The sequence below is a fragment of the Lentzea chajnantorensis genome (genome assembly GCF_054300775.1).
Genome location: NZ_JBSDZT010000002.1, coordinates 87,999 through 107,928 on the forward strand (window position 1 = coordinate 87,999; position 19,930 = coordinate 107,928).

Below are 19,930 nucleotides of genomic sequence, written 5' to 3' on the forward strand. Positions count from 1 at the left end.
CGGCCGGACCGTCCCCTTCCCAGGGAACAGCACAGCGGCGCCGGAGCCAAGCGCCGGTTGTCCCGGCGATGTCGCAGGACCGACACGAAAGTGGTTTCGTTGCAACGAACGGGGAAGGGGGACGCCGCGGTGCCGATGTGCGAGGAGTGCGACGGACCCCTGCCGGAGGCGACCGAGTCGGGACGCCCGCGCCGGTACTGCTCCGACCGGTGCCGTTCCCGCGCCCACCGCGTCCGCCTGCGCGAGACCAGGCGGGCCGAGGCGCGCCGGTCCCGGCAGTGCGACATCGAGGTCGCCGGTCACCGGTGCGGGCGGGCCGCGGTCTGCGTGCTCGCGGTCGACGGGCGGGAGCTCAAGGTCTGCGCCGCGTGCGAGGACCTCGCGCTGAGGTTCCTGGTCGGTCAGGGCACGTCCGCGACGGCGGTGGAGACACGGCGCATCGACCGGCCGGACACCGGGCCCGCGCCGATCCCGCCGCGGCCGGTCGGTCAGGGGAAGGTGCTGCTGATCGAGGACGACAGCCGGGTGGTCGACGCGCTGAGCGCAGCACTGGGACGCAGGGGGTACGAGGTCGTGGCCGCGCTCACCGGCAGGGAGGGGCTGGACGCGGCGCTGGCGCACCGGCCGGCGGTGGTGCTGCTCGACCTCGGCCTGCCCGACGTGGACGGCATCAGCGTTCTGCGCAGGCTCCGCGCCACGAGCGACCTGCCGGTGATCATCACGACCGCGCGGGGCGAAGCCGCCGCCAGGGTGCTCGGCTTGGAGACGGGCGCCGACGACTACCTCGTCAAGCCGTACGACATCGGCGAGCTCGTCGCCCGCATGCGCCGCGTCACCCGGCACCGCGCCGCCGCCCGCCCGCTGGTCTACGACGACGGCGCCCTGCGCGTGGACTTCGAGCTGCGCCAGGTCCACCTCGGCGGCGAGGAGGCGCACTTCTCGGAGCGCGAGTTCCGGCTGATCGAGGTCCTCGTCCGGTCAGCGGGTACCGCCATCCCGACCGGCGTGATCGTCGCGCACGTCTGGGGCGACTCCGAGGTGACAGGGCCCAGAAAGCGCACCTTGGCGGTCCTTGTGGCCGTGCTGCGCACGAAGCTCAACGAGCACCTCGGTCCGAACGCGATCGTCGCCGCACACGGACTCGGCTACTACTACCTGCCACCGAACCGGCCCGCTTCCGGCCCACCGGTCGGGTACGGCCACGCCGATCGGCTGCTCAACCCTGACCGGCCCGGATAGGCCAGGTCCGGCTATGTTGGCGCGGTGAGCGTGTACGACCGCCCCGAACTCGCCGAGCTCTGGCGCCTGGCCCGCGAGACCCTCGAAGGCGGCGGGCGGTCGGCGTTCAGCCTGCGCGTCGAGGACGAGCAGACCGCGCGGGCCCTGTCCGAGCTGCTGCGCAAACCGGTCGCGCACCCGGCGCGGCGGCAGATCTCGTTGGCGCGGCTGGACGAACACGTCCGCGCGCACGGCAGCACGTTGCCCGAGGTGCTGGAGGCGGTGCACGGCGAGCCGGTCGGCCTGTCCGCCGAGACCGAGGCGTCGACCGCGGACGCGGTGCTGCGGTACGCGTTGCGCGAGCACGGTCTGCTCGGGCGGCCGTGGGCGGCGGAGTGGATCGAGCACGTGCGCCGGTACGGCAAGATCCCGCAGCCCGCGTTGCCGATGCTCGCGAACCAGGCCGCCGAGGTGCTGGCGCGGCTCGACCCAGGCCGCGTCACGACCCGGTTCGCGTTGGCGGGCAACGACCTCGACGACGGCCGCCCGCTCACCCGCATCGTGCAGAAGGCGTTGCAGCTCGCGGGCACCGACTGGGAACGCATGGGCGTGCTGCCCGACGCCTACGGCAACCCCGTGCTGACCTCGCAGGGCTACCTGACGCTCAACGACGTGCTGGCGGCCCGGGAGGTGACCGTCGTGCACAGCGCCCGGCTGCTCGAATCGGGTGTGCCGGGGCCGCTGGTGGTCCTGCCGGCCGGGCTGACCCCGCAGGCCCGGCACCACCTCGCCGGCAAGACCGTCCGCTGCCACGACGACTTCACGCCCGACGGCGTCCGGCGGATGAACGAGCTCCTCGACCACACCGGCGGGACGCCGTGGCGCATGTCCGCCGCCGACTACCGCGAGGCCGTGGCCACGCTGATCGCGCGCGGTGTCGAGCTGCCCACGCTGAACACCAGGCCGGAGGAGGCGAGCTGGGACCCCGACCTCGCCGCGACCATGACCACGACCGGCCTGGTGGTCACCGAGGAGCACGTCCTGCCGTCACTCCTCCTCTGAGGGCGCGAACCGCTTGACGTCCCACCGGCCGTGGCCCTCCATCAGCTTGCGGCCGATGCGGCGCAGGTCGGCGAGGTCGCGTTCGTTCAGCAACGACGTGAAGTGCTCGGCGATCGACGCCCGGTAGACCCGCGCGGTGACACCCAGGCAGGCCTCCTCGCCCTCCGGTGTCAGGACCGCGAACACCAGCCTGCGGTTGTCCTGCGGCTGCTCGCGCGTGACCCAGCCGCGTTTGACCAGGCGCTCGACCAGCCGCGTGACACCGGACGGGCTGACGTCGAGCAGCTCGGCGAGCTCCAGCATCTTCAGCCGCCCGCCGTTGTGGTGCAGCTGGTAGAGCGCGACGTGCTCCAGCAGCGAGCACCCGGCCTCGGCCTCCATGCGCTCCCCCAGCGCGGCGCGCACCGCGTCGACGCCCTGCTGCGCGTACAGCCACGAGTAGATCGGCTCGCTCACCGGGTCATCCTAAATCAGGTTTGACGGCGCGATGTTTTCACGCTCAAATGTTGAGCATGAAAACCTCAGCGGACGTCACCGTCGTCGGCGCCGGGCCGGTCGGCCTGCTGCTCGCCTGCGAGCTCGCGCTCAACGGTGTGCGCACCACCGTGCTCGAACGCCTCACCGCGCAGGCGGACACCATCAAGGCCCAGATGATCAGCGGCCGGACGTTCGAGATGCTCGCCATGCGCGGCCTCGGGCCCGCCGTGCTGGCTGAGAGCGCGGCCGAGACCGCGAGGCTCGCCTGGTACCGGCCGTCCGGCGGGCACTTCGCCGGACTGTTCAAACTGGACGGTCTGCCGCTCGTCATGCTGACGCAGCAGGCACTCGAACGGGTCCTGGAGGCCCGCGCCCGCGAAGCTCGGCGTCGAGGTCCGCCGCGGTGCCGAGGTCACCGGCCTGGACCTCGGCAGCGAGTTCGTCGTGGGCTGCGACGGCGGACGCAGCACCGTCCGCAGGCTCGCCGGCTTCGACTTCCCCGGCCAGGGGCCGACGCTGACCGGCTACCAGGCGGTCGTCGACCTCGACGGCGAGCTGCCGTTCGGCTGGCACCGCACCCCGGCGGGCGTCTTCGCGTTCGGTCCGCTGAGGGGCCGGATCATGATGATCGACCACTCCGGCCCGCCGGAAGCGCGCGAGGTCACACCGGAGGTGCTCGAAGCCGTGCTGCGCCGGGTCAGCGGCCACGACGTGCGGATCACCGCCGTGCACACCTCGACCGTGTGGACCGACAACACCCGTCAGGCGAGCACCTACCGCCGCGGCAACGTCCTGCTCGCGGGCGACGCCGCGCACGTGCACTCGCCGTTCAGCGGTCAGGGCCTCAACCTCGGTCTGCAGGACGCGCTGAACCTCGGCTGGAAGCTCGCCACCGGTGACCTCGCGCTGATCGACACCTACACCGCCGAACGCCACCCGGTCGCGGAACGCGTGCTGCGCAACACGATGGCCCAGGTCGCGCTCACCCGGCCCGATCCGCAGGCGCGCGAGCTGCACGGCCTGTTCAGCGACCTGCTCGACCTGCCCGCGGTGCGGGAACGCATCACGGCGATGGTGCAGGGCACCGACATCCGGTACGGGACCGGCTGCGAGCACCCACTTGCGGGCACGTTCGTTCCGGGGCTGGACCTGGCCGACGGCAGGGGAACGACGACCGTGCTCGCCGGTGAGGAGGCGACGATCAGGCCCGACGGGTACGCGTCCTGGGTCGGGTCGCGCTGAGCCGGCCCAGGACCCCGCTCACGAGGAAGAGCCGGCGCCCGACCAGGACTGCAACATCCGGAACGCGATCGACGCGCCACCGGCGAGCCCGAGACCCGGCACGCTGCCCGGTTCCTCGATCGCCTTGCGCACGTCCGCCCGCGACACCCACTTGGCCTCGGCGATCTCGCCGTCGGCGAGCAGCAGCGGGTCGGCGGGGTCGGCCACCGCCTCGAAACCGATCATCAGCGACCGCGGGAACGGCCACGGCTGGGACCCCAGGTACCGGATGTCCCGCACGGCCACGCCGACCTCTTCGAGGACCTCGCGGGCCACGCAGGCCTCCAGCGACTCGCCGGCCTCGACGAACCCGGCCAGCACGGAGAACCGGCCCTCCGGCCACTCCGGGCCGCGTGCGACGAGCACCTGGTCGGCGCCGTCGTGCACCAGGCAGATGACGGCGGCGTCGGTGCGCGGGTACTCCTCGCGGCCACAGCCGGAGCACGCGGTGTGCCAGCCGGACTTGGCCGGGACCGTCGGCGAGCCGCACTTGGCGCAGAACTTCGCCAGGCGGTGCCACTGGAACAGCGCCGCCGCCGTGGTGAACAGGCCCGCCGACATGTCGTCGAGGGTCGCGCCGGCCTGGCGCAGGTCGAGCCACTGCGGCTCGTCGGTCAGCTCCGGCGCCGACCACGCGCGCGGCGTCACGGGGGCGGCGTCGTCCTCGGCGGGCACCGGCACCGCCCAGTAGGCCATGTCGTCCTGCACACCCAGCAGCACGGCGTTCAGCGGCGGCCTGTCCCCGAAGTCGGTGGCCGGGCGGTCGACGACCCTCGTGCCGCGGCCGGACACCAGGGTGCGACCCCTGGTGTCGACCACGATCATGCGCGACTTCGGCCAGAGCGCGGCGATCTGCTCCTCGTTGCCGCGCACCGGCTCGGTGCGGTCGACCGCGGCCCGCGACAGCGCGGGCAGGCCGACCAGGTCGAAGCTCACGGAACCCGGACCCCTCCCAGCGCCCGGAGCTTCGGCGCGAGCTGCTCGGCGTCGCCGACCAGCACACCGGTGAAGTTGCCGGGGGCGAAGAACTCCAGCGCCGCCGCCGCGACCTGCTCCGGCGTGACGGCCGCGAGCCGCTGCGGGTGGGCGACCAGCCAGTCGATGTCCAGGCCCAGTCCGGCGAGGTTCACCAGGAACGACGCGAGGCCGCCCTGCGACGACGTGGACGTGAGCAGCGACCCGATGGCGTACCGGCGCGCGACGTCCACCTCGGACTCCGACGGCGGCACCATGCCCAGGCGGGCCAGCTCGTAGCGGGTCTCCAGCAGCGCCGCGGCCGTGACCTCCGACGCCGTGTCCGCGTCGATCAGCAGCGTGGCGCCGTGGACCGTGAACTCGGGGTGCGACCGCGCGCTGTAGGTGTAGCCCTTGTCCTCGCGGATGTTCTCGACCAGGCGCGAGGAGAAGAACCCGCCGTAGACCAGGTTCGCGAGCTGCAGCGCCGGGTAGCGCTCGTCGGTGCGCGGGATGGCCTGCGCGGCCAGCCGGATCTGCGACTGCACGGCACCGGCGCGGTGCACCAGGTGCACGTCACCGCCTTCGACCCGCGGCAGCGGCGGCAGCTGGACGGCCTCGCCGTCACCGGCCCACGACTCCAGCGCCGCGCCGATCTGCGCGACCGCCTCGGACGGCTCCACGTCGCCGACGACGACCAGCACCGACCCCTTGGGCAGCAACGCCTTGCGGTGCAGCGCCAGCACGTCGTCGCGGGACACGGCGGCGACCTCGTCGGCCTCCGGCATCTCCTTGGCGTACGGGTGGTCGCCGTACAGCACGCGCTGCAACGCCTCGCGGGCGATGACGTTCGGCTGCGAGCGGGCGATCGTGATGCGCTCGACCAGTCGGCCGCGCTCGCGCTCGACCTCCTCGGCCGGGTAGGAGGCGTTGGCCAGCACGTCGCGCAGGACGTCGAGCACCGTGCCGAAGCCGGTGGCCAGCGCGTTGCCGGTGAAGCTCAGCCGCTCCGGGTCGACCACGGCGTCGAGCTCGCCGCCGACCAGCGCGAGCTCGGTGTCGATCTGCACGCGGCTGCGGTTCGCGGTGCCGGTCAGCACAGTGTTGGCGAGGATCTCCGCCTGCGCCGCGTGCGTGGAGCCGCTGCCGGGCTCGGCCGGGTCGGCGAACGGCACGCGCAGCCGCACCTCGACCATCGGCACGGTCGCGCGCTGCACGGCGATGACGCGCAGGCCGTTCGGCAGCGTGGTGTCCACAGTGGACAGCTCGGCGGCCACCTTCTGCGCGCCCAGCTCCGGCAGCGGGCGCGGACCGGTCTCGGTGCGCCCGATCTCCTCGGCGGAGCGGTGGGTCTTCGCGGCGGTCACTGCGTTCCTCCGGTGGGCTTGACGAAGAGAAGTGCACGGGCGTCGGGGCGCAGCGCCTTGGCGGCGGCCGACACCTCGTCCACGGTCACCGAGGCGATCCGCTCGGGCAGTTCGTAGATGCAGCTCGGCGCGGCCGAACAGCAGCTCCGCCGAGCCGAGGCCCAGCGTGCGGTTCGTGAGCCGGTCGTGCTCCTTGTGCATGGTCGACGCCCAGCGGGCGGTGACCTTCGCGAGCTCCTCGACCGACGGCGGTTCCTGCGCGAGCTTCTGCAGCTCCTCGTCGATCGCGGCCACGACCTGGTCCGGCGAGACCTCGGCGGTGTGGATCGCGGTGATGCTGAACGTGTCCGGGTCGCGCGCCTCCAGCGGGCCGAACAGGCCGCAGCCGGCGTTGAGGTCGATCACGATTCCCTCGCGGTGCACCAGGCGCTGCTGCAGGCGGGAGCTGTCGCCGTCGGTCAGCACGCCGGCGAGCACCAGGTAGGCGAGGTAGCCGTCGATGTCGGTGCCGGGGTCGGGCACGCGGTAGCCGATCGCGATAGCGGGCAGCGGGGCCAGCGCGTCGCCGTGCTCGTGGCGCACCTCGCCCTGCGGCGCGGGCTCGGCGAACGAGGGCCGCTCCGGCTTCGGCCGCGCGGGCACGTCACCGAAGTGCTTCTCCACCAACGCCTTCGTGGCCTCGACGTCGAGGTTGCCCGCGACCGTCAGCACCGCGTTGGACGGCGAGTAGTAGGTGTCGAAGAACTCCGCGCAGTCGTCGACCGTGGCGCTCTCCAGGTCGACGAAGTCGCCGTAGCCGTTGTGCGCGTTGGCGAACGTCTTGAACAGCACCGGCGGCAGCAGGATCCACGGGAACCCGCCGTACGGGCGGTTCAGCACGTTGAGCCGGATCTCCTCTTTCACCACGTCGATCTGGTTGCGGAGGTTCTCCTCGGTGAGCTTCGGCGCGCGCATGCGGTCCGCCTCGAGGAACAGCGCGCGCTCCAGCGCCGCCGAGGGCAGCAGCTGGTAGTAGTCCGTGTAGTCCGGGTGCGTCGACCCGTTGAACGTGCCGCCCGACGACTGCACGTGCCGGAAGTGCGCGAGCTTCTCCAGGCTCTCGCTGCCCTGGAACATGAGATGTTCGAACAGGTGCGCGAAGCCGGTGCGCCCCTCGGGTTCTGAGCGGAAGCCGACGTCGTAGTGCACGCTGACGCCGACGACCGGTGCGCTGGCGTCGGGGGCGAGCACCACCCGCAGGCCGTTGGGCAACGTGAACCTGTGCAGTTCGGGTGAGGCCATGCCTGCCAGCCTACGGGTTCGGCGCCCGGAGCGATCGCAGGTGGCCCGCCTGGGCGAGCACGCCGTCGAGCGCCCCGAGGAACGCCGGGAAGCTGCGCCGGAAGTCGGTCGCGCCGCCGTACCAGTAGAGGTCCTGCCGGCCGAACGTCGCGAGCCACCGCTCGGTCTCCCCGAGCACCACCGCGTACGGCAGCGACCGGGAGAACACCAGCTCGCGGTCCTCCTCCGGCACGTCGTCCGGCGTCACGCCGTGCAGGTACCCGCGCAGGCCGCGGACGTGCACCAGCAGCTCGCTGCCGCGCTTGGTGCGGGCGGGCATCGAGCGGGCGCCGAACGCCAGCGCCACGCCGGCGACCGCGACGGCCAGGCCGAACAGGGCGTTGCCGACGGTCAGCGCGAGCGCGACCGTGGCCACGACGCCCAGCGCCGCCACCACGACACCGACCCACCAGAACAGGCTGCGCTCGGAGTCCGGGCGGCGGGCGAACCAGCGCTTCTCCACCACGTCGGCGTAGAGGCGGTCGCGGACCAGTGCCAGGTCGATGCCGCGGCCGCGCAGCTCGGACACGGTCACCGCGTCCGCGCCGGCGGGCAGCAGCGCCTCGTAGACCGCCCGCTCGTAGCCCGACAGCGAGGCGTCGGCCGGGTTGCGGCGCACGATCTGCCAGTCGTGGCCGAAACCACCCTCCTGGCTCGTCTCGGCGATCCACAGGTAGTTGCGCACGGCCAGGTCGATGACGGTGGCGGTCACGTCGACGACGTCCACGTGCTCGTCGACGACCGTGCCGACCTGGCCGGGCAGCACACCATCGGGTGAAGCGAAGGCGACCCGGTCGTTCTGGTCGCGGACCAGCACGCTGACCGCGCCGACGTCACCGGCGAGCGCCGCCGCGTCCCGGCCGCGCAGGAACCACAGCAGGGCGACGCCGCCGAACAGGAGCAGCAGCAGCCCGCCGAGCGCGGCACCGCTGACCGGGGTGAGCGCGAACGCGGCGGCCAGCCCGGAGGACTCGACCACGACGGCGTTCGCGGGCACGACACCGGCGGCCAGCCCGACCGCGACGTCGACGCGTTCCCCCGCGGCGAGCTTGATCTCCTGCGCCCGCACGCCCTTGCCGTCGGCGAGGTCCGCGCTCGTGCACGGCTGCGACGAGCCGACCGGGCCGGCGAGGCAGTTGACCGACGTCGGCGAGTCGGGCGCGGAGAACGTGGCGGAGACCTTGTCCAGCTCGACGTCCCAGCCGCCCGCGACCTGCCAGCGGACCTCCAGCGCGTCGCCGACGGGGGCGACCGCGCCCCCGACGGTGTAGGTGACGGTGGCGTCGCCGCCCTCCAGGCGCAGCGTCAGCTCGTCCCCGCTGACGGTCGCACTGCCCCTGCCCTCGACCTTCGCGTCGGTGATCGTGAACTGGCGCTCCAGGTCGTTGCCGACCGCGAGTCGCAAGGGGACGGTCCGGTTGACGGTCTTCCCGTCCGGCACGTGGACCTTCTCGGTGACGGAGAGCCGCGCGTCGCGCTCCAGCTTCATCCGCACCTCGGTGCTGACGGTCCCCGGCAGCGGCTGCGCGAGCGCACCGGCCGCCGCGCCGACGGGCACCGCGGTGGCCAGCGCGGTGGCGGCGAAGAGCGCCAGGCCCCAGTTTTTCAACACGGCTGCGGACAATAGCGGAGTCCCCATAAGCTCTGGCGCTGTTCGCACCAGGCGCCATCCGGGGGATTTCCGACGATGACGGCACCACCGCCGTGCCTGCGACACGAGCTCGGCGGACGGCACGTGAACCGACACCCCGTGCGACGCGTCCCACAGAGGTGGGCGGGACGCGTTAGCCCGGTCGGGGGACGTGCAGATCCCGTCCGCCTATGCTCGTAACCGACCCAGGCTCACCGTTGGGGGGACCTCAGGCGATGACGCAACCACCGCCACCGGGCAACTGGCCGCCGCCGCGCCCGGTCGGCCCGCCGCCCATGCCCGCACCGCTCGGGCAACCGCAGCGTCCGCCTTACGGGCCACCGCCCGGCATGCCCCCGCAGGGCCCACCGCCGATGGGCCCGCCGCCCCAGGGCCCGCCGCCCCAAGGCCCACCACCTCAGGGGCCGCCGCCGATGGGCCCGCCACCGATGGGTGGCCCGATGGGCCCGCCGCCGCGGCACTACGGCCCGCCGCCCGGTCCGTACGGGCCTCCTCCCGGCCAGGTCATGCCGCCGCCGCAGCCCTCGTGGGGCGGTTACGGCGCGTATCCGCCTCCGCTGCGGAAGAAGAGCAACGGCCCGATCGTGGCCCTCGTGCTGGGTGGCGTGGTGATCCTCGGCCTGGGCGCGATCGGCCTGTTCGCGGCGACGCTGAACAGCAAGGTCAAGGACGCGGGCTACTCGGGTTACACGACCTACAGCCCGACGTTCAGCAACGAGCCCACCGCGGAGACGACGACGGGAACGACGGCCCCGTCGCGGTCGGCCCCGTCACGCGCGCCGTCGACCCAGTCGACGCCCGTGGGCCCGAAGGCCGTGTACGCGCTGGCGGACCACCCGTTCCTGAAGCCCAACATCGGCGCGAACCGCCTGGCGAGCTGCCCGTTGCCCGCGATGGACTACTCACCGGCTGGCCAGGACCGCTACCTGCGCGCGGCCCTGCCGTGCATCGAGGCGATGTGGAAGCCCGCGATGCAGGCGGCGAACATGCCGTACCAGCCCGTCGAGCTGCACATCGTGACCGAGTCGGTGCAGTACCCGTGCGGCACCGTGCGCCCGGACTCGACCGCCCGCTACTGCCAGGGTGGCATCTACTGGACGGCGAACGCCTACGCCTCCGAGCGCAACCCGAACAACCCGAACCACCCCGGCAAGTACCTGGGCCAGCTCGCCCACGAGTACGGCCACCACATCCAGTGGCTCACCGGCATGCTCAAGGCCTCGGACCGCGCGCAGTACGACGCGGGAGGGTGGGATACTCCGAAGGGCCTCGACCTGAACCGCCGGATGGAGCTGCAGGCGACCTGCTTCGGCGGCATGACGCTGGCACCGCTGTCCCACGGCGCGGTCCCGATGGACGTGATCCAGACGGGCCTCAACGACGCGGGCAACCGGGGTGACTACGACATCTACCCCACGAAGGACCACGGCACACCGCAGAACAACGCGGCCTGGGTGCGGCAGGGCTACTCGTCGAACCAGGCGTCGCAGTGCAACACCTGGGCGTCGCAGGCCCAGTACGTCTCCTAGCGAAAGGCGCACCACGTGACCCAACCGGCGGGGAACAACCCGTTCGTTCTCGCGGGCGTGTTCGCGCTGGTGGTCGCGTTCGTCCTGGGCATCGGCCAGCTGACGGGCCCGCAGGTCGTCGCGGGCCGCGCACTGGCCGAGTCCTCGCGCCCGCTCACCCAACCGTCGACGACGGACCCCTCGACCCCGATCCGCCCGCGCGCGGTCCTGCGCTTGGCGGACCACCCGTTGCTGCTCAAGCCCACGCCGCTGGCCGAGGTGACCTGCGACCTCCCGCGCTTCGGCACCTCCGACCCGGCCCTGGCCGCCTACTACGCGGCCGGCGTCGCCTGCCTCGACGCGGCCTGGGGCCCGCTGCTCACCGCGGCGAACATGCCGTTCGAGAAGCCCCTCCTGGACGCCTCCCCCGTCCTGCACGACGGCCCCTGCGGCGCCGCACCGGAGTCCGACCACGCGGTCGCCTACTACTGCGGCCGCAACCACACGATCTACATGCCGACCTCCCGCCTGCGCTCCAACGGCGGCGGCGAGGCCCCGGCCACCCACCTCGCCACGCTGTCCCACGAGTACGGCCACCACGTCCAGGCCCTCACCGGCCTGCTGCGCGCAGCCGACCTGAAGATCACCGACGCGGGCGAGCGGACCCCGGCGGGCCTGGAGATGTCGCGCCGCGTCGAACTCCAGGCGAACTGCTTCGCGGGCATGTTCCTCACCGCCGTCTCAGGCCGCGGCTCGGTCACCCCGTCGCTGGCCAGGCAGGCGCAGGAGGACTTCCAGTACGCGATCGAGGAGAAGCCGGAGGACAACGCGCACGGTTCCGCGAAGAACCAGGCCCAGTGGGCCGGTGCGGGGTTCACGGCGAACTCGACCTCGGCCTGCAACACGTTCGCGGCTCCGCCCGCGCAGGTCTCCTGACCGGTTCCCGACCGAGCCGAAGGCGAGGCGCCTCAGCCCGGCTGGGCCGAGGGCTGCGCAGCAGGCGTGCCCTCTGCCCTCGGCAGCACGACCCGGAACACCGACCCGCCGCTGGCCGGCTCACAGCTCAACTCCCCACCGTGCGCCCGCACCACCCCCCGAGCGATGGCCAGCCCCAGCCCGGACCCCCCTGACCGCCGGTCCCGCGCGTCGTCCAGCCGCACCAACCGGTCGAAGATCCGCTCGCGTTCCGCGTCCGGCACCCCCGGCCCGTTGTCGGACACGGTGAACCCGGTCAGGTCCACCCGGATCCGCACGGTCCCGTGTGGACCGGTCGCCTGCCGGGCGTTGTCCACGAGGTTGGCCAGCACCTGGGCCAGCCGCTGCCCGTCGCCGACGACGACCGCGGGGACGCCTTCGGCGGCGATGTCGAAGTCCGGTGCCACGAACCGGGTGCGCGCCACCTCGGCTTCGGCGAGCGCGAGCAGGTCGACCTGCTCGCGCTGCATCTCGTAGCCGGCGTCGAGCTGGGCGAGGGCGAGCAGGTCGTCGACGAGCCGGCCGGCCCTGCGGGCTTCGCGGACCAGCAGGAACGACATCTGGTCGCGGTCCGGTGAGTCCACGGGGGCCTGCACCAGCGCTTCGGCGACCGCCTGCACGCCGGTGATCGGGGTGCGCAGCTCGTGGGCGGCGTCGGCGACGAACCGGCGGGTGCGCAGCTCCGAACCCTCCAGGGAGTCCAGCATGCCGTCGAACGCCGCCGCGGTGCGGCCGAGCTCGGTGTCCGTGCGCGAGGGGTTCAACCGGCCGCCGCGGTGGCCGGCGGCGATCGCCTGGGCCAGTGACGTCATCGCGTCCAGAGGGGCCAGTGCCCGCCGCACCACGAAGAACAGCAGGGCGCCGACCAGCACCACGGCCCCGAGGCCGAGCAGCACCAGCAGTTTGCGCAACCGGCCCTGGGCGGCCGAGATGGCGCCGTAGTCGGCGTCGACGGTGATCTTCACGCCCTGCACGGTCCGTTCGCGGCGGCCCGGTGAGGCCTCGTCGGGGGTCTCGCCGAACTCGCGGCCGTCGGGGAAGCGGAGCTTCACGCGCATGTTGTTGCGCGACAGGTCCTTCGCGATCTGGCGGGGCGGGCGGCCGCTGCGCAACATCTGCACGGCGCGGTTCTCGGTCTCCATGGCCACCGTGCCGAGGTCCTTCGTGGACTGCTGGGCGAAGGTGCGGTCGACGGAGATCACCAGCGCGACCATCACGACGATCAGCACCAGCAGCACCGACACGGCCACGCGCCGCCGCAGCGACACGGTGCGCAGGGACGCCGGGCGCAGGTTCACTCCTCGGCCCGCAGCACGTACCCCAGGCCGCGCACGGTGTGCACCAGCCGCGGTCCGTGCTCCTCCAGCTTGCGGCGCACGGCGGAGACGTGGACCTCGACGAGGTTCGGGTCGTAGTCCTCGTAGCCCCACACGGCGGTCAGGATCTGCGTCTTCGACACCACCCGGCCGCGCTGGGCGGCCAGGTACACGAGCAGGCGCAGCTCGGTCGCGGTCAGCTCGATCGGCTGGTCGGCGCGCATCACGACACCGGCGTCGGCGTCCACGACGAGGTCGCCGACCTGCACCGTCGACGGCGTGCGGCCCAGCCTGCGCAGCACGGCCGACACCCGCGCCACCAGCTCGGCCAGCACGAACGGTTTGCCCACGTAGTCGTCGGCACCGCCGGACAGGCCGCGCAGCCGGTCGGGGACGCCGTCGCGCGCGGTCAGCATCACCACGCCCGCGCCGGACGCGCGGCGGATCACCTCGAGCAGCTGGAAGCCGTCACGGCCGGGCAGCATCACGTCGAGCACCACGAGGTCGGGGCGGAAGCGGCCGAGGTCGGCCTCCAGCTGGCGCCCGTCCAGGCGGTGCTGCACCTCGTAGCCCGACTCGCGCAACGCGGACGAGACGGCGGCGCCGATCGCCTCGGCGTCCTCGATCACCAACACCCTGGCGGACACCTCCCCATTCTGCTGATCATCCGCGAAGTCGGCGACCCACCTTCAGCTCAGATTCAGGCTTCGCGCGCACGCTGGGCGCATGTCGAAGAAATCAGCGTGGGCCGGCGCCCTCGTCGCGGCCGCCGGGCTCACCGTCGGCGGCATCGCGGTCGCGACGGCGGCCGACAACCCCGACGGTCCGCCGGCGGCGTTCGCCGAGCGCCACCCCGGCGGCCCCGGCAAGGGCCACGGCCGGGACAAGGCGCAGAACCTCAAGGACAGCACGCTCGTGGTCGGCCGGGTCAAGGCGGTCGAGACGAGCAAGCTCACCATCGCCAAGGACGACGGCGGTGAGGTGTCGCTGACCACCGACAGCGGCACGAAGCTGCGCGGCGGTGACCTCGCGGGTCTCAAGACCGACCAGCGGGTGACCGTCCGGGCCAAGGACGGCAAGGCGCTGAACGTGGCCCTCGCCAAGGCGCGCGCGCAGGGCACGGTCAAGGACGTCAACGGCGACAACGCCACGTTGATCCAGGTCGACGGCCTGCAGACGCCGCTGGACCTGTCCGCCGTGAACGAGAAGCCGAAGAACGGCGACCTCGTCGCGGTGACCGGGACCGTGTCCGACGGCAAGACCGTGAAGGTCGAGCAGTTGCGTCAGCTGCCGAAATAAAACCGGTCTCCCACGCGGGCCGCCGCGTCTGCGAACATCGCAGTGTGGCGGTTCCGCGAAGCCCGGACAGATGGGTGTTCATCCTGCTGGTCGTAGGACTGGTGGGCATCGGTGTCGCGGTCGCCCTGCTGGTGCCCACCAGGGTCCTGGGAGCGGCGGAGCCCCCGAGGCGGGTGACCGCGACCGTTGTCGAGAGCGGCTCCTGCGGCCAGGGCATGGACACCGTCGAGTGGGACGCCGACGGCCGGAAGGAGCAGGCCAAGCTCGACGGGTGCGGCCACCGCAAGGGCGAGACCGTCGAGGTCGTGATGTCCGCGGGGAACACCGGCACGGTCCAGTCAGCGGCCTCGGTCCCGGCCGGTATGCCGATGGCGAGCCGCCTCACCGCGCTGCTGCTGTGCCTCGCAGCGCTGGCGGGCGGCTTCTACGCGTTCCTCTTCCGCTACGCGCCGCTGCGCGCACCGGCGGTGCTCCCTACTCCCCGGCCGGGGTCACCTTCTTGACGTAGATTGGCGCGCTCACCGTTCCACCGGGTGCAGGCTGGTGTGTTTGCCCAGGTCAGTGCTATACGCGCAACTACAGCAACCGCCTGAACGGTGCCGTACTGAGACCCTGTTTGAGACCCTGCCAGCTGGAGCCGAGAGCGCCGCTAGGTCTAGCGGGTGATGCCGCTAGGTCTAGCGGGTGCTCTAGGGGCAGGCACTAGGGCCGACCTGCGTTCTAGCGTTCTAGGGACCCTCTGAGGACCCTTCCGCAGGGCTCGAAACGGGGTGTTTTCGGGGGTCTTGCTGGCAGCCGCTAGGGGGTCCCGTGGGTCCCACGGCGGGCGTCTGCGCTGCTCAACGCGCGGGACCCTGGCGCGGGACGGCGTACGGGACTTGTCCCACGAACGCCGTGGGGTCCCACGAGGGGTCCCATGAGGGGTCCCGCCGCGTCCGGCCGCCGACGGACACCTCACGAGCCTTCCGCCGTGGCGGGGCAGGGTGGCCTGTCCGGTCGTCCGCATGCCGGTAAGGCCGCCCTGCGCGGGCACGGGTACGGCGGTGATTGGTCTGCGTTGCCGCCTGCTGAACAGCCGCGTGCAGCGCCAGGGAGGGAGGCAGTCACCCGTCCATCCAAGATGCGCACAGCCCATAACCAGCACCTTTGGTCGGCCGCCTTCCCGACTCCCCCTCCGGCTTCAGCCCTGCTCAACACAGGGAGGTACGGACAGGGAGGCACCCAGGGAGTTCTCCCTCTCTCCCCCGCGCCTCCCTGCCGTCGTCCCTGCCGCCAAGACCCGCGAAAAGATTGGCATTGGTACTACTCGCGGAGGTCGCCACGGGCAACGCCGGCCAGACCGTCACCGCTGGCCAGGACTGCGTAACACGAGCCGACCGGCGGTGAACTGTCAGCCAGTGGTCCACTGCGACGCATGGGCTGACGCTGGCGAACTTGGCGAATTGGCGAAATAAGCCCCTGACCTGCGGTTTCGCGCCGGACTTATTTCGCACGTGGCGAATTAAGTCCCTCCCAGTCCGGGACACGTGCCGTCTGACCTGCGCAAACGTGCCCGGACTTATTTCGCCAACCGCTCCCGCCGAGCCACGTCCTTCAAGGGGACGTGACACCAGGGCGCACGCCTATCGACCGTACGTCCACTGGCTGCCTGTGCCCTTGTACTGCGACACCGGGATCGGCTCCACACCCGGTCGCATCCTTGCTCGGTAAAGGACTCCGAAGAGATGATCGATTTCGTGACATACAAGCCGTGCGAGACCTCGTTCAAAGCTGGTTATTTGCATTGCGCCATTGATATCCACATGCTCAACCTCGACCGCCTGAGACCTCGGCACCATCCCGCGCACATCAAAGAAACTAAGGCACCCTTCGTACTGCTCATCAATGTCCGCAGACTCGTCAATAATGCGCGGGTTGATCAGCGTAATCAACTCACCGTTAGGCGAACGAACGACGGTGGCAGCGCGGCCGATTCCGATTTGAGGGGCAGCCAAGCCCATGCCCTTGGAGAAGTTGTGCACCTGCCCAACCCTCTCCATCGTTGACACCAGCTGCGCAATCACTCGCCGCACATCTTCCGCTTCACCCGGCAGGTCAAACGGTGTCGCAATCTGACCCAGAAAAGCGTCTCCCTCCTGCACGATCCCGAGAGACTCCATCTGCTTACTAGGACTCAACTGCTCCACGCTCCGCCCCTCCTCAGGGTCGCCCGCCTTGAACTTCCACTCAACCCGATACCGGGCGTGCAATGGTGGATCTTCCGTGGACCAAGTAAAGATGATTCTATCGCCTTCGTTCGTTTTGGCGATAGGAGTGCGGAACGACGTGGCCTCAGCCGACATCGATGTTTCCATTCCCCAGACGACCGGCTGAAGCCTCGCCGGGAAATCAACCGCAAGACTCAAACGACGTGTAGGCAACCTGACTGCCCGCTGCCACCACGGTCCCCACTTACGCGCGGGCACTGCATAGTCGTACTCAATCCAGACAGTCTCACCCGGATAGAGTGGATAACGACCGTCCGAGTTCTCGAAGAGGAGCCACAGTTCTTTAAATGCATCGCGATCATGCTTGACGCGCCACGTCATAGGCTCGTCACCACAACTCGCGACAAGGCCGATCTCTTCCCATTCTAGCGGGTCTTCCCTATAAAGCTTATTCGAACGATCAGGGTCACCCGGATGCCGGTCGACTGCAATGCGGATTAGGTACTGCGACACCGGCTCAGTACCGACATTGTGAAGCTGTCGCCGAATACTGGTGCGCCACACGCCGTTGCCGTTCTGATCCTCGACGTAGGTCAGCGTCGCGTGCTCATGCTCGACGATGAGCGCCGGACCAGGTGCCGACTGCGGATCATCGCCAGCGACGTCGCCGGATCGGCCGGCCACTGGCGACGCGGTCGCGGTTGGCTGCAAGTCGTTCCAGCGACGAACCAGCGCCCGACCCGCCTGCATCTGCCGATCGGCCAGCTCCGCGAAACTCCGACTCGGCATCACGGTGCCGCGCTCGACCTTGCTGATGTACGAGGCGTCGTAGCCAACGGCACGCGCTAGCGCCTTCTGCGAGTAGCCCGAAACCTCGCGCCAGTGCCGAAGTTCCGCAATGAAAGCCTCCACATTGGACTGATCACCTTGCGAGGGACTGTCACTAGTCACACCTCTGCTCCCCCTGTGAATCGCCGTGTGAATGGAATGAATCGCACGTGATCGCTGCTCAACCTGCCCTCCACCCAGACCCCCACCGCAAGCTAGCCACATGAACGCAGAGACCCCAGCAACCGAAGATCACGAGCGAGACAGCTTCGCCACGGCCTCCTCGACCTCTTCGAGCCGACGACGAAGGTCAGCAAGGACAGTGCGGACCTCTGCCAGGTCGACGAGCGGAGACCCGACCGCCGAACTGTTCGTTCGCACGAAGGCACCTTGTCCCTGCCGCGACACGACCAGCCCGGCGCCCTGAAGTTCGTTGAGCGCGCGCTTCACCGTTCCGACCGAGACGCCGAAGTTCTCGACCATCTGCTGATGGGTCGGCAAGCGCTCACCAGGCTCGAAGACACCCTCTTCGATGTCAGCCCGAAGAGCCTCTACCACTTGCATGTAGGGCGGCCTGAGGTCGTCTGGGTCGAGTTTCCGCATGTCAAACATGGTAACCCAAGTCAACATAGCTAACTTCTTGACTATGTTTGCGATGTTGGCTAGCTTTGCACCTGTCGCACTGATCGCTAGAGCGGCAGACAGCAAAAAGGCCCCGGCGGTGCGCCAACACCGACCGGGGCGGACAGATCACATCGAGCCTCAGGAGCTTGCGATGCAGCACGAGGGTACCCGGTTCTACCGGGTTAAGGCAGTCGCCGAACGGTATGACGTTTCGGTCCACACGATCTACCGCGCCATCAGGTCCGGCCAGCTGGACGCCTACAAGATCGGCGGTGCGATCCGCATCCCGGAGCAGGCGTTGCAGACGTTCGACGCGGCGTGCGCCGACGCCGGTTACGACGCGTTCGTGGTGGGCGACGAGTCGCCGGAGGCCGCCGACCACGCCGAGCTGCACGACCTCGCAGGAGGTGGCGGCGCGATGAACACGACCGCTTCCGCGACCGTCAACGGTGTCGCGACCCCGTTCATCCCGGCCACCCGCCCGCTGTCGCTGTCCACGCCCGTGGTCGCGTCGGTGAACGTCACGATCCCGCTGGACCGTGACGACCTGGCCGCCCTGCTGTTCTTCTACTGCGAGGGTGACCCCGAGTTCCTGCACCAGGCCGACGACGCGGACCACGTGCGCCGGGTCATCGCCGACACGGCCGTGAACATCGGCATGTGCCAGGTCGACACCACGCTCTACGAAATCGCGGGCCTGGCCGCCGACGACGCCCGCCAGGAGCTGGTGAAGTTCTGCCGCCGCCTCATCGCGGAGCTGTTCCCCGACGTGCCGCAGCAGACCCGCCGGCCGGACTCGCGCGCGTCCGTCACCGCCCCGACCGCGACGAGCCGAGAGCTGGTGACCGCATGAGCACGCCGACGCTGGCCCGTTCGGCCACCCGTACCCAGGCCGTGAGCGTGTTCGAGGTCCGCTACCTCAATGGGCAGGCACGCATTCAGTTCCGCAGCCCGGAACTGGGCGGGCCGGTCGATCTGGCCATCGGCGAGATCACGGCGGCGCTGCACCTGTCGGGGCAGCAGGTCACGGCCGCCACGACGCGGCGTGAAGCCGCAGAACTGGTGGTGCGCGCGCTGGTCTCGCTCGGCCTGGGTGCGGTCCGCGCGGTGGACCAGGCCGCTCGTGCCTGGGGCGCGTACGGGTCCGGCGAGCTGCCCTGGTCGGTCGCGCGGGGCGACGCGTGCACGGCCGCCGCATGGCGGCTGGGCATGGTACTCCCCGAGCTTCCCGCGCCTGGCACGTCCCGCCCGATCGACCTCGACTGACCCCACAGACCCGGTCTGTCCGGCGGTGCTCGAACCGCCACCGCGCCCCGGTTCCGGGTGCGCTCCAACGCCACCGCCGGACGGACCCGCCGCACCTGTTCCCGCATTACCCGGCCTGCACCGGCCGTTCCCGCCGACCGCGCGGACCGCTGGTCAACCACCTCGTAGACCCACCCGCGCCCGGTGCGTTCGACCGCACCCGCGCGCACCCGTTCCCCATGCTTCCCGACTCTTCCCGGAGGTCTGCGCCATGCGCGCCCGCAACCGCGTTTCCGCTCTTCCCAGCCGGTCCCGGACCCGTCCCGTGCTCACCCTCGACGACGTGATCGCAGCCCTGTACGTGGGTGCTCCGGACCCGTCGTACTGGGAGCAGATCGGCCCGGAGCAGATGGCCCGCTACGTCCTCCAGGTGGCCACCGACCCGGCCTGCCGACTGGCCGACCTCACCACCGTGGTCACCGCCGCGCGCGGCACCGAGCAGGCGCCGGAGCTGGCCGCGTACATGGCGCAGTGCGTCGCGTTCGCACCCGCCGTGCTGGCCGCCCTGGACCGCCTCTGAACCCTGTCACGTCCCCCT

At 71.0% G+C, this 19,930-nt stretch carries 18 protein-coding genes and 2 pseudogenes; 11 read left to right on the top strand and 9 right to left on the bottom strand.

Features of this window, described 5'->3' with window-relative positions; translation table 11 throughout:
• The first annotated feature begins 99 nt into the window (after positions 1-99).
• Together ACVDFE_RS00790 and ACVDFE_RS00795 are read left to right on the top strand one after the other, a co-directional pair.
• A complete protein-coding gene (locus ACVDFE_RS00790) occupies positions 100-1,239 on the top strand; it encodes a response regulator transcription factor (RefSeq protein ID WP_360386423.1) in 1,140 nt (379 codons plus the stop codon).
• A gap of 24 nt (positions 1,240-1,263) precedes the next feature.
• Entirely contained in the window at positions 1,264-2,280 is a 1,017-nt protein-coding gene (locus ACVDFE_RS00795; protein ID WP_458429253.1) for a DUF2399 domain-containing protein, read from the top strand.
• Here ACVDFE_RS00795 and ACVDFE_RS00800 read toward each other — a convergent pair.
• The gene (locus tag ACVDFE_RS00800; RefSeq protein WP_360386418.1) at positions 2,266-2,736 is read right to left on the bottom strand and encodes a MarR family winged helix-turn-helix transcriptional regulator; all 471 of its coding nucleotides are present in this window, start codon (positions 2,734-2,736) and stop codon (positions 2,266-2,268) included. The genes ACVDFE_RS00795 and ACVDFE_RS00800 overlap by 15 nt on opposite strands.
• Positions 2,737-2,792: 56 nt before the next feature.
• On the opposite strand from ACVDFE_RS00800, the pseudogene ACVDFE_RS00805 reads away from it, so the two are divergent.
• Positions 2,793-3,077 (top strand): annotated as a pseudogene (locus tag ACVDFE_RS00805) (FAD-dependent monooxygenase); the annotation flags it as partial.
• Between the two features lie 124 nt (positions 3,078-3,201).
• Positions 3,202-3,999: an FAD-dependent monooxygenase gene (locus tag ACVDFE_RS00810; RefSeq protein WP_458429254.1), complete on the top strand. Its 798-nt coding sequence runs from the start codon at positions 3,202-3,204 to the stop codon at positions 3,997-3,999.
• A gap of 18 nt (positions 4,000-4,017) precedes the next feature.
• Here the strand turns inward: ACVDFE_RS00810 and nudC are convergent, their stop codons facing one another.
• The 4 genes and pseudogenes from nudC to ACVDFE_RS00830 form a co-directional block, all read right to left on the bottom strand.
• Positions 4,018-4,974 (bottom strand): NAD(+) diphosphatase, encoded by a 957-nt coding sequence (gene nudC / locus ACVDFE_RS00815; protein WP_458429255.1) that lies wholly within the window; start codon positions 4,972-4,974, stop codon positions 4,018-4,020.
• Entirely contained in the window at positions 4,971-6,359 is a 1,389-nt protein-coding gene (locus ACVDFE_RS00820) for a M16 family metallopeptidase (protein ID WP_360386412.1), read from the bottom strand. The genes nudC and ACVDFE_RS00820 overlap by 4 nt, the downstream gene beginning before the upstream one ends.
• Positions 6,356-7,640: pseudogene (locus ACVDFE_RS00825) on the bottom strand (M16 family metallopeptidase). The gene ACVDFE_RS00820 and the pseudogene ACVDFE_RS00825 overlap by 4 nt, the downstream one beginning before the upstream one ends.
• A gap of 10 nt (positions 7,641-7,650) precedes the next feature.
• On the bottom strand, positions 7,651-9,291 hold the full coding sequence (locus ACVDFE_RS00830; protein WP_458429256.1) for a DUF2207 family protein: 1,641 nt from the start codon (positions 9,289-9,291) through the stop codon (positions 7,651-7,653).
• A 479-nt stretch (positions 9,292-9,770) separates the two neighbouring features.
• On the opposite strand from ACVDFE_RS00830, the gene ACVDFE_RS00835 reads away from it, so the two are divergent.
• Positions 9,771-10,859, top strand: coding sequence for a neutral zinc metallopeptidase (locus ACVDFE_RS00835; RefSeq protein ID WP_458429257.1), 1,089 nt, complete (start codon positions 9,771-9,773; stop codon positions 10,857-10,859).
• Between the two features lie 15 nt (positions 10,860-10,874).
• Positions 10,875-11,774, top strand: a complete 900-nt coding sequence (locus ACVDFE_RS00840) for a neutral zinc metallopeptidase (RefSeq protein ID WP_360386401.1) — start codon at positions 10,875-10,877, stop codon at positions 11,772-11,774.
• Between the two features lie 32 nt (positions 11,775-11,806).
• Here the strand turns inward: ACVDFE_RS00840 and ACVDFE_RS00845 are convergent, their stop codons facing one another.
• Both ACVDFE_RS00845 and ACVDFE_RS00850 read right to left on the bottom strand, forming a co-directional pair.
• Positions 11,807-13,111, bottom strand: a complete 1,305-nt coding sequence (locus ACVDFE_RS00845) for a sensor histidine kinase (protein ID WP_458429258.1) — start codon at positions 13,109-13,111, stop codon at positions 11,807-11,809.
• Complete coding sequence (locus ACVDFE_RS00850; RefSeq protein ID WP_053739297.1) at positions 13,108-13,776, bottom strand: response regulator transcription factor; 669 nt, start codon at positions 13,774-13,776, stop codon at positions 13,108-13,110. Before ACVDFE_RS00850 ends, ACVDFE_RS00845 begins: the two co-directional genes overlap by 4 nt.
• 79 nt (positions 13,777-13,855) lie before the next feature.
• Here ACVDFE_RS00850 and ACVDFE_RS00855 point away from each other — a divergent pair, with 79 nt between their 5' ends.
• Both ACVDFE_RS00855 and ACVDFE_RS00860 read left to right on the top strand, forming a co-directional pair.
• Positions 13,856-14,428, top strand: a complete 573-nt coding sequence (locus tag ACVDFE_RS00855; RefSeq protein ID WP_458429259.1) for a hypothetical protein — start codon at positions 13,856-13,858, stop codon at positions 14,426-14,428.
• Positions 14,429-14,502: 74 nt separating this feature from the next.
• A complete protein-coding gene (locus tag ACVDFE_RS00860) occupies positions 14,503-14,931 on the top strand; it encodes a hypothetical protein (protein WP_360386394.1) in 429 nt (142 codons plus the stop codon).
• A 1,119-nt stretch (positions 14,932-16,050) separates the two neighbouring features.
• On the opposite strand, the gene ACVDFE_RS00865 is transcribed toward ACVDFE_RS00860, so the two are convergent.
• Both ACVDFE_RS00865 and ACVDFE_RS00870 read right to left on the bottom strand, forming a co-directional pair.
• Positions 16,051-17,547, bottom strand: coding sequence for a peptide deformylase (locus tag ACVDFE_RS00865; RefSeq protein WP_458429260.1), 1,497 nt, complete (start codon positions 17,545-17,547; stop codon positions 16,051-16,053).
• A 168-nt stretch (positions 17,548-17,715) separates the two neighbouring features.
• On the bottom strand, positions 17,716-18,066 hold the full coding sequence (locus ACVDFE_RS00870; protein WP_458429261.1) for a GntR family transcriptional regulator: 351 nt from the start codon (positions 18,064-18,066) through the stop codon (positions 17,716-17,718).
• 172 nt (positions 18,067-18,238) lie between these two features.
• Here ACVDFE_RS00870 and ACVDFE_RS00875 point away from each other — a divergent pair, with 172 nt between their 5' ends.
• The 3 genes from ACVDFE_RS00875 to ACVDFE_RS00885 all read left to right on the top strand — a co-directional run bounded on the left by ACVDFE_RS00875 (position 18,239) and on the right by ACVDFE_RS00885 (position 19,912).
• A complete protein-coding gene (locus tag ACVDFE_RS00875) occupies positions 18,239-18,940 on the top strand; it encodes a helix-turn-helix domain-containing protein (RefSeq protein WP_458429262.1) in 702 nt (233 codons plus the stop codon).
• Positions 18,937-19,353, top strand: a complete 417-nt coding sequence (locus ACVDFE_RS00880) for a hypothetical protein (protein WP_458429263.1) — start codon at positions 18,937-18,939, stop codon at positions 19,351-19,353. The genes ACVDFE_RS00875 and ACVDFE_RS00880 overlap by 4 nt, the downstream gene beginning before the upstream one ends.
• A gap of 322 nt (positions 19,354-19,675) precedes the next feature.
• Entirely contained in the window at positions 19,676-19,912 is a 237-nt protein-coding gene (locus tag ACVDFE_RS00885) for a hypothetical protein (RefSeq protein WP_458429264.1), read from the top strand.
• Positions 19,913-19,930: the final 18 nt, after the last annotated feature.